The following is a 1,649-nucleotide window of genomic DNA, read 5'->3' on the forward strand; positions in this document are numbered from 1 at the left end:
GGGCGAGGGCGGGGAGATGCCGGGCGGCCCGCCACGGGGCGAGGGCGCCGAGACGGCGGGTCGTCTTCCGCCGGGCGAGGCCGAGGACATGCTCGGCGACCTGCTGCGCGCCAATCACCTGGCCTCGCTGGAGGATCTGCCCTTCCTGGTCAACGAGCACGCCGGGCGCGCGGGGCTCGCGCACGCGATGCTGTACGTGGCCGACCTGCAGCAGCAGTTTCTCGTACCGCTGCCCGGCCAGCGCGACGAGGCCGGGAACCCGCTGGAGCGGATCTCGATCGACACCACCGTCGCCGGCCTGGCCTTCCGCGGTGTGGAGCCGGTCCACGCCCGCACCGCCACCCCCACGGGCGAGACCGTCGAGCCGTTCGCGGGGGAGGGGCCGCGGCGGCTGTGGGTGCCGCTGCTGGACGGCACCGATCGGATCGGCGTCCTCGGCGTGATCGTCCCCCACGCGGACGAGACCGTCCTGGCGCGGGTGAGCCGGCTGGCCGCCCTGGTGTCCCTGCTCGTGGAGAGCAAGCGCGGCTTCAGCGACGTGTACGCGCAGCTCGTGCGCACCCGGCCGATGGCCCTGTCCGCCGAGGTGCTGTGGAACCTGATGCCCGGCGCGACCTTCTCCAACGACCGGGTCGTGGTCAGCGCCGCGCTGGAGCCGGCCTACGAGGTGGGCGGGGACGCCTACGACTTCGCGCTCAACGGCGACGTGCTCCGGCTGGCCATCTTCGACGCCATGGGCCACGACACCTCGGCCGGGCTCACCGCCACCATCGCCATGGGCTGCTGCCGCAAGTATCGTCGTGAGGGCGCCGACGTCCTGGCGGCCAGCGACGCCGTCGACGAGGCGATCGCCGACCAATTCGCCACCACCCGGTTCGCCACCGGCATCCTGGCGGATCTGGACACCCGTACCGGTTGGCTGATCTGGGCCAATCGGGGGCATCCCCCGCCGGTGGTGCTGCGCCGTGGCCAGCCCGTCGCCACCCTGGACGGCGCGTTCGGCACCCCGATGGGGCTCCAGCTCGGCCTGCCCACGGAGCTCGGCCGCTACCAGCTCGAACCGGGGGACCGGCTGCTGCTCTACACCGACGGCGTCATCGAGGCCCAGGACCCTCAGGGGGAGCTGTTCGGGCTGGAGCGCTTCATCGACTTCGTCATCCGGCGCGAGGCCGACGGCGTGCCGGCCCCGGAGACGCTGCGCCGGTTGATCAACACCATCCTCGACCACCAGCGCGGCTGGCTCCAGGACGACGCCACGGTGCTCCTGGTGGAGTGGTGCGCGCACAGCAACACCAGCTGACACCATAACGGGCGCCACCGGCGGACGAGGTCGTCGACCTCTGACCCCGGCGCCACAGGCTGACCCCGCCACGGGTATCCGACCGTGTCACTTCAGCGCCAGGGGGCCGTCGAGCGGCGGGGCACCAGGGTCGGCGTGACCGAGAAGCGCACCGCCGCCGTGCGGCCCTCTATGCGTTCGAGCAGCAGCCGGTCCGCCGTCCTGCCCATCAGGTCGAAGGCAGGGGACCGCTCCCTTCAGGGGGCGGGGGATGCCGGGCGGGGAGGCGTTTCAGCGCCGGAGCGTGCCTTGAGCCGCGGGCCGGTGGGGGTTCCGGCGAACACGGGTGTTATAAGAACACGATGGTTAT

The 1,649-nt window shown here is 72.6% G+C and carries 1 protein-coding gene; it reads left to right on the top strand.

All coding sequences use genetic code 11. The features are described from left to right. Positions 1 to 88 precede the first annotated feature (88 nt). Positions 89 to 1,300, top strand: a complete 1,212-nt coding sequence (locus EJK15_RS69145; protein WP_138720898.1) for a PP2C family protein-serine/threonine phosphatase — start codon at positions 89 to 91, stop codon at positions 1,298 to 1,300. The last annotated feature ends 349 nt before the right edge of the window (positions 1,301 to 1,649 follow it).

The sequence above is a fragment of the Nonomuraea basaltis genome (assembly GCF_005893125.1).
Lineage (GTDB): Bacteria > Actinomycetota > Actinomycetes > Streptosporangiales > Streptosporangiaceae > Nonomuraea > Nonomuraea basaltis.

Excerpts from the sequence above, each read along its gene's own strand:
- EJK15_RS69145 (WP_138720898.1), top strand. The coding sequence starts at position 89 with ATGCTCGGCGACCTGCTGCGCGCCAATCACCTGGCCTCGCTGGAGGAT.